General features: G+C 74.6%; 6 protein-coding genes and 1 pseudogene. 4 read left to right on the top strand and 3 right to left on the bottom strand.

What is annotated here, in order from left to right; translation table 11 throughout:
- Positions 1-646: anion permease (locus ACFE60_RS16505; protein ID WP_375389950.1), on the bottom strand; the 646-nt coding region annotated here is incomplete at its 3' end.
- Between the two features lie 112 nt (positions 647-758).
- Here ACFE60_RS16505 and ACFE60_RS16500 point away from each other — a divergent pair.
- The 3 genes from ACFE60_RS16500 to ACFE60_RS16490 are packed head-to-tail and all read left to right on the top strand — an operon-like array spanning position 759 to position 4371.
- Positions 759-1874: a hypothetical protein gene (locus tag ACFE60_RS16500; RefSeq protein ID WP_375389949.1), complete on the top strand. Its 1116-nt coding sequence runs from the start codon at positions 759-761 to the stop codon at positions 1872-1874.
- Between the two features lie 2 nt (positions 1875-1876).
- Positions 1877-2947, top strand: coding sequence for a hypothetical protein (locus tag ACFE60_RS16495; RefSeq protein WP_375389948.1), 1071 nt, complete (start codon positions 1877-1879; stop codon positions 2945-2947).
- A 59-nt stretch (positions 2948-3006) separates the two neighbouring features.
- Positions 3007-4371 carry an amidohydrolase family protein gene (locus tag ACFE60_RS16490; protein ID WP_375389947.1) on the top strand — a complete coding sequence of 455 codons (1365 nt, stop codon included), beginning with the start codon at positions 3007-3009 and terminating at the stop codon, positions 4369-4371.
- A 183-nt stretch (positions 4372-4554) separates the two neighbouring features.
- Here ACFE60_RS16490 and ACFE60_RS16485 read toward each other — a convergent pair whose 3' ends face one another.
- Entirely contained in the window at positions 4555-5343 is a 789-nt protein-coding gene (locus ACFE60_RS16485) for a glycosyltransferase family 2 protein (RefSeq protein ID WP_375389946.1), read from the bottom strand.
- 25 nt (positions 5344-5368) lie between these two features.
- Between ACFE60_RS16485 and ACFE60_RS16480 the strand changes: the two genes are divergently transcribed.
- The gene (locus ACFE60_RS16480; RefSeq protein WP_375389945.1) at positions 5369-6337 is read left to right on the top strand and encodes an NYN domain-containing protein; all 969 of its coding nucleotides are present in this window, start codon (positions 5369-5371) and stop codon (positions 6335-6337) included.
- An 18-nt stretch (positions 6338-6355) separates the two neighbouring features.
- Here the strand turns inward: ACFE60_RS16480 and ACFE60_RS16475 are convergent.
- Positions 6356-6642: pseudogene (locus ACFE60_RS16475) on the bottom strand (hypothetical protein); the annotation flags it as partial.

Here is a 6642-nt window from a genome sequence, read left to right as displayed (position 1 = left end):
GCTGCAGCCCCGCCGCGATCAGCGTCAGCGTGATGACGCCCATCGTCTTCTGCGCGTCGTTCGTGCCGTGCGCGAGCGCGACGAGCGAGGAGGAGAACACCTGGCCGACCTTGAACACCCGCCGGCCGTCGGGACGCCGGTCGGACCGCCGGGTGATGGCGTACGCCGCGCGGGTGGCCAGGAACGCGACCAGGCCGGCCGTGAACGGCGCGAGCAGCGCGGGGAGGATCACCTTGCCGAGCAGCACGCCGTAGTCCACGGCGCCGAACCCGGCGCCCACGATCGCGGCGCCGACCAGGCCGCCGAACAGGGCGTGGCTGGAGGAGGACGGCAGGCCCAGGTACCAGGTGGTCAGGTTCCAGACGATCGCGCCGATCAGCCCCGCGAAGACGATCGAGGCGCTCACGGCGCCGCCCTCGGTGTCGCCGCGCAGCAGCCCGCCGGACACGGTCCGCGCGACCTCCGTCGACAGGAACGCCCCGACGAGGTTCAGCACCGCGGCGAGCGCCACCGCGGTGCGCGGCCGCAGCGCGCCGGTGGCGATGGGCGTGGCCATCGCGTTCGCCGTGTCGTGGAACCCGTTCGTGAAGTCGAACACCAGCGCCAGGGCGATCACGAGCACCACGAGCGCGACCGCCTCGGTCATGCGGGTGGCACGGGCGTGGTCGTCTTCGGCACCGCGGCAGCGTAGCGACGGAGGCCGGGGCGTGCGGTGAGCCGCGCGCCCCGGGGTGGACGGCCGCAGTCATACTGGCGCGGTGCTCCGCCCGATGCTCGTCGCCACCGCCCTCGCGGCGGTGCTGACGGCGGCGACCGGTCCTGCCGCCCTCGCGGCGGAGCCGACCGCGAGCACCGTCGCGGAGGGCAACGACGTCTCCTACCCGCAGTGCGGGCAGCCGCTGCCGGCCCGCGGCGACATCGCGGTGATCGGCGTCAACGCCGGCACGGGCACGACGACGAACCCGTGCCTGGCCGAGCAGCTGGCCTGGGGGGACGCGGCCGCGGCCGACGGCTCCCCCCGCCTCGCCGACGTGTACGTGAACACCGCGAACCCGGGCCACCTCGGCGACTGGTGGCCGGGCGCGGACCTCGCCCGCAGCGGGCAGCCCGTCGCGAACCCCGCCGGCGTGTGCGCCGGCGCGGAGGACGCCGCGTGCGCCTACGTCTACGGCTACTCGATCGCCCTCGACGACCTCGGCGACCGCGGGGTCGCGCAGGCCTCCTCCCGCACCTGGTGGCTCGACGTCGAGACGATGAACTCGTGGAGCTGGAACCGCGCGGCGAACCTCGCCGTGCTGGAGGGCATGGCCGCAGCGATCCGCGCGGCCGGCGCGGAGGTCGGCGTGTACACGGTGCCGCGCCAGTGGCGGCTGATCGTCGGCGGCGCGGCCCCCTCCAGCGCGCTGTCCGGCGCCCCGGTGTGGCTGGCGGGCGCGACCACCCGCGACGGCGCGCTCGCGAGCTGCGCGGCCGAGCCGGTCACGCCCGGCGGCCGGGTGCGCATGGTGCAGTGGGTCGAGCGGGGGCTCGACCACGACGTGGCCTGCGGCGTCGGGGTCTCGGGCACCCGGCCCGCGGTGACCGGCGAGCCCGAGGTCGGAACGCGCCTCGTCGCCGACCCGGGCGCCTGGGGTCCGTCCGGGGTGCGGCTGCGCTACACCTGGACCCGTGCAGGCGCGCCGATCGACGGCGCCACCGGCCCGGCCTACACGCCGACCGCCGAGGACGCGGGTGCCGACCTCGCCGTCACGGTCACCGGCGGCCGCCTCGGGGCGCCCTCGCTCAGTCTCTCGAGCGCCCCGGTAACGGTCGTCGACGCGGCGGCGGACGCCGCCGTCGCGACCGCCCTCCGCGCGCAGCGGTTCGGGTTCTGACGATGACGACGGGGAGGCGCATGCGGGTGCGGAGCGCGCTGTCGGCGGTGGCGGCCGCGGCCCTGGTCGCCGTGCTGGTGCCGGCAGGTGCCCAGGCCGCGGTGCCGGGCGCCGCGGGCGTCGACGTGTCCTACCCGAACTGCGGCACCCTGCCGACCGGGGGCGACTTCGCCGTCGTCGGCGTGAACGCCGGGGTCGGCACCACGACCAACCCCTGCTTCGCCGACCAGCGGGCCTGGGCCGCCACCCTGCCCGGCACGGTCCACAGCACCGCGGACGTCTACCTCAACACGCAGAACGCGGAGCCCCCGGCACCGGCGGCCTGGTGGCCGGGCAGCGACGCGACCCGTCGCGGCCGCGCGGTGAGGTCGCCCTACGGCGCCTGCTCAGGCGGCGCGACCCGGGCGTGCGCGTGGGTGTACGGGGTGTCGATCGCCGACGACGACGTCCAGACCCGCGGCGTCACCGGCACCGTCGGCCGCTGGTGGCTCGACGTCGAGACCGCCAACACCTGGGGTCCGTCCGCGACCCGCAACCGCGCCGTGCTCGAGGGCATGGCGACGACGCTCGTCGCCTACGGGCAGCGGGTCGGGCTGTACTCGCCGACGAACGAGTTCCCCTCCCTGATCGGCGCCGTGCCCGCCTCCAGCTCCCTCTTCTCGCTGCCGTCGTGGATCTCGCACGCCGCCGACCGCGCCCACGCGCTGCGGCTCTGCACCACCGCGCCGCTGACCGCCGGGCGCCTGCTCCTCGTGCAGTGGCGGGACACGGCGGCGCGGGTCGACCGCGACGTCGCCTGCAGCGCGCTCGCGCCCACCCCGAAGCCGAAGGTCGCCGGCTCGCTGCGCTCCGGTGCGAAGCTCACGGCCGTCGCCGGCCGCTGGGGTCCCGGGAAGGTCGCGCTGGCCTACCGCTGGACGCGGGACGGCGTCGCCATCACCGGCGCGACGAAGAAGACCTACACGCCGAAGGCGGCGGACCGGCGGCACCGGATCGCCGTGGTCGTGACCGGCACCGAGACCGGGTACAGCCGCACGGTCCGCACGAGCGCCGCGCACCGCATCGCCTCCTGACCGCCGGCCGCGGCCGGTCGTCGTCCGCCTGAAACACGACCTCCGCGACACTGGCGTCCATGACGCTGCTGGTCGTGGACGCCCGACTGATCACCATGGCCGGGGAGGGCTGCGGCTTCCTCGACCGCGGCTGGCTGCGGATCGACGACGGCCGCATCAGCGCCGTCGGCGCGGGCGCCGCCCCCGAGGTACCCGGAGCGGAGGTGCTCGACGTCGCGGGCGCGTTCGTCGCGCCCGGCTTCGTGTCCGCCCACAGCCACCTCTTCACCAGCGGCGCGCGCGGCCTGGGCGTCGACGCGACGCTGTACGGCTGGTGCGACTCGATGCTGGGCCTGATGAGCCACGCCTCCCCCGAGGACTACTACTGGGCGTCGCTGCACGGGTCGCTCGACTTCGTCGCGAACGGCACCACGACCGCGTTCGACTTCACCGACCCGCGCATCCCGTGGGAGCCGATGGTCGACGGCGCGAAGTCGGGCGCCGGCGCGCTGCGGCCGCTCGAGCAGCAGACCAGGCAGATCGACGCGAAGCTCGACAGCGGCATCCGCTTCATCAACGCGGCCAGCCTCGACGACGCGATCGGCACCGACGAGGAGGTGCTGGACCGCTTCGGTCTGATGGTCGGCCACTGCCGCGCGCTGGACCCGGACCGGTGCCTCGGCGCCGCGATCATGGGCGCCGTGCAGTGGTCGCCGCGGCCGAACGCCGCCGAGCTCGAGGTGGCCGCGATGCGCCGCTACGGCGTGCTGAACGAGGCGCACTTCCTCGAGACCCGGGAGGAGGTGGAGCTGCAGCGGTCGAAGTTCGTCCGCTACCGCGACGCCGGCGCGCTCGAGCTGGGCCTCATCTTCGGGCACTTCATCCAGACGACGCCCGAGATCATCGCGCAGGCGGCGGCCGGCGGCGCCCGGATGTCGTGGCAGCCCGCCTCCAACGGGCGGCTCGCCTCCGGCACCGCGGACATCGTCGGGATCCGGGACGCCGGGATGCCGATCGGCATCGGGCTCGACGACCAGGCCTGCACCGACGTGTCCGACCCGTGGCAGAACATGCGAATGGGGATCTACTCCGTGCGCGCCGCGACCGGCGACCCGCGCTCGGTGCTGCCGGAGGAGGTGCTGCGGATGGCGACGCTCGGCTCCGCGGAGGTGCTCGGCGTCGCCGACCGCGTCGGCAGCCTGGAGGTGGGCAAGCTGGCGGACTTCGTCGTCGTCGACCCGACGAGGCCGGACATGGGCCCGCTGTGGCACCCGGTCCGCAACTACGTGCTGTCGAGCTCCCTCCGGAACCTCAAGCGGGTGTACATCGGCGGCGAGCTGGTGGCCGAGGAGGGGGTGTCGACGAACCCGCTGGCGGGGCGCGCCGTGGAAGAGGTCCACCGCCGCATGACCGCCGTCGCCGCCGAGTGGGGATGGCCGGCCTGACGGCTCGTCCAAGCTCGTGAGCAGGAAGAACGAGCTTCAGCAGGAAGAACGGGCGGATTTGTTCCTGCTGTTGCGTGTTCTTCCTGCTGACGGGCTCGATTCTTCCTGCTGACGTGCTCCCGCGCCGGGGCCGTGACCTGCCCGCGGCCCCGGCCCGACTGGTGGAGGCCTACTGGTGGAGGCCTACGGGTGCAGGCGCTTCGGCAGCAGGGCGCCGAGGGGGCCGATGCCGAAGCCGGTGCCGACCAGGCGGCCGGCCCTGGTCTCGCGCAGGCGGTCCGCGTTCATCCGCATCGTGTGCCCGGTGCGGCCGAGCGCCGCGGTCAGCCTCGGCACGGAGGAGATCGCGCGGGTCGAGACCGCGACCGCGAGCCGCGGGTCGAACCGCACCCGCCGCGAGCGGCCGAGCCGCATGGTGAGGTCCAGGTCGTCGTGCACCCCCGGGTCGGTGCGGTGCACGTCGCCGCGCACCTCCTCCCAGACGGCCCGCCGCATCGCGAAGTTCGAGCCGTGCAGCGGGATCTGCCCGAGGGCGAGGCCGAAGAAGCCGTAGTAGGCGCCGTGGTAGCCGGCCGACAGCACGAGCCGGCGGGCGGGGCTGAGGTCGGCGAACACCCCGCGGCCCGTCACGGCGTCGAGCGCGGGATCCACCGCGAAGGCGCCCCGGACCGCGCGCAGCCAGTCCATCGGCGGCATCGCGTCGGCGTCGAGCCGGGCGATCAGGTCGCCGGTGGCCGTGTCGTAGCCGCGCGCGGCCGCGGCGGCCAGCCCCGGCATCGGCTCGGGGACCACCGTCGCCCCCGCCGCCCTCGCGATCATCGCGGTCTCCGCGCTCGCCCCGTTGTCGATCACGAGCACCTCGAACGGCGGCACGTCCTGCCGGGCCAGCGCCTCCAGGCACAGCCCGAGGTAGGGCGCGTCGTCGCGCACCGGTACGACCACGGAGATCCGAGGTGAGGTCACGGGGTCCATACAACCCTGCTCGACGGGAGAATGGGTGCCCGACCCCTTGGAGGATCCCATCCCCGCACCCTCAGCCGGCCGCGTCGCGGTCTACATCGACTTCGACAACATCGTCATCTCGCGCTACGACGAGGTGCACGGCCGCGGCGACTTCCAGCGCGACCGGCAGCGCTCCGCAGCGGGCTCGCTGTCGGAGGCGGAGTTCGCGCAGCGCCTCGAGGCCGCGACCGTCGACCTCGGCATCGCGATCGACTTCGCCTCCAGCTTCGGCACCCTCGTGCTCACCCGCGCCTACGCGGACTGGTCGGCGCCCGTGAACGCGCGCTACCGGGGCCAGCTGGTCGGCAGGGCCGTCGACCTGGTGCAGCTGTTCCCCGCGTCCTCGTACGGCAAGAACGGGGCGGACATCCGCCTCGCCGTCGACGCGGTCGAGGACATGTTCCGGCTGCCCGACCTGACCCACGTCGTGCTCGTCGCGGGCGACTCGGACTACATCGCGCTCGCGCAGCGCTGCAAGCGGCTCGGCCGGTACGTCATCGCGGTCGGCGTCGCGGGGTCGACCAGCCGCGCGCTCGCCGCCGCGTGCGACGAGCTGATCACGTACGACGAGCTGCCCGGCGCCCAGCCGATCCCGCCGAAGGAGGAGCAGCCGAAGGAGCGCAAGCGCGGCGGCCGCCGCGCCTCCTCCCCCGTCGAGCAGCCGGCCCAGCCGGAGCCGGAGCCGGACGACGAGGGCGACGAGGAGGAGGACGAGGATCCGCAGATCGCCGCGACGGCCCTGCTGCTGCGGGCCCTGCTGCTCGGGCACGACCGCGGCGGCGACGACGCCGGCTGGCTGCACAACTCGCAGGTCAAGGAGCAGATGAAGCGCCTCGACCCGTCGTTCAGCGAGCGGCGCATCGGCTACAAGTCGTTCTCCGACTTCCTCCGGTCGCGCGCCGAGCACCTGGACCTCGACGAGAGCAGCACCGCCCGCCTCGTGCGGCTGTCGTCCGCCGGGTAGTCCTCGACCGGCCGCCGGTCAGAAGGGGCAGTCGTCGGGGTGGATGAGCTCGACCGGGATGGGTGTGGGTTCGAGGGGGTCGTGGGGTCGGGTGACGTAGGTGTTGCCGGTCCGGGTGGTCCAGATCGAGGTGCGGTCGCGCAGCAGGGTGATTCGGGCTTCGCCGGCGGTCTTGATGCCGTGATGTCGGCGGGAGAGCAGCATCAGGTTGTCGATGGCGGTCTGCCCGTGCTCGTCGTGGAGGCGGAAGGACCGGGTGTGGTCGGCGTCGGTCTGGTCGGGGCCGCGGGGGCAGGCGGGTCCGC

It is taken from the genome of uncultured Amnibacterium sp., from assembly GCF_964245895.1.
Classification (GTDB): domain Bacteria; phylum Actinomycetota; class Actinomycetes; order Actinomycetales; family Microbacteriaceae; genus Amnibacterium.
Note: the sequence above shows the minus strand (reverse complement) of the source record. Positions and strands in the feature narration are given on the sequence as shown.

Excerpts from the sequence above, each read along its gene's own strand:
- ACFE60_RS16495 (WP_375389948.1), top strand. The coding sequence starts at position 1,877 with ATGACGACGGGGAGGCGCATGCGGGTGCGGAGCGCGCTGTCGGCGGTG.
- ACFE60_RS16490 (WP_375389947.1), top strand. The coding sequence starts at position 3,007 with ATGACGCTGCTGGTCGTGGACGCCCGACTGATCACCATGGCCGGGGAG.
- ACFE60_RS16485 (WP_375389946.1), bottom strand. The coding sequence starts at position 5,343 with ATGGACCCCGTGACCTCACCTCGGATCTCCGTGGTCGTACCGGTGCGC.